Genomic DNA, 518 nt, shown 5'->3' on the forward strand with positions numbered 1-518 from the left:
TAATAGTATTATATAATTGGGAAGGGGTGAGTAATTTGGGGAGTTGTATCGAATTGGTGAAATAGCGAAATTGAAGAATATTTCGAAACGGACAATTGATTATTACACCCAAATAGGCTTACTAAACCCTATTCGGACGGATTCTAATTATCGATTGTACGGGGAAGAATGCATAAAGATTTTGAATATGATTGAGCATTATAAGAATCTAAATATGCCCCTTGAGGAAATAAAGTCTTCGATTGAATTGATTAAATCAGACAATACCATTGATAAACAAAAGGTAGAAAAACATTTTGAACAGATTGCTAGTATTATGCAGCATCTGAAAGAAGAAATTAATGTAATGGAACCCATTCTTCAAAAGTTAAACGATCAACAAAAAGAAAAGTTTGTAAATAGATTATCGTCGGAAGGTCTTACATTGGCTCAATCATTATTATTACTATTTAGCTAAATAGATTATTTAACTCGTAAAAAAACAGGAGGTGTAATCCTTACTTATTCATTAAGTAAGG

The 518-nt window shown here is 30.9% G+C and carries 1 protein-coding gene; it reads left to right on the forward strand.

All coding sequences use genetic code 11. The features are described from left to right. Positions 1-43 precede the first annotated feature (43 nt). Positions 44-457, forward strand: a complete 414-nt coding sequence (locus tag V7137_RS26640) for a MerR family transcriptional regulator (RefSeq protein ID WP_335700866.1) — start codon at positions 44-46, stop codon at positions 455-457. The last annotated feature ends 61 nt before the right edge of the window (positions 458-518 follow it).

It is taken from the genome of Neobacillus drentensis (genome assembly GCF_036962765.1).
Lineage (GTDB): Bacteria > Bacillota > Bacilli > Bacillales > Cytobacillaceae > Neobacillus > Neobacillus drentensis_C.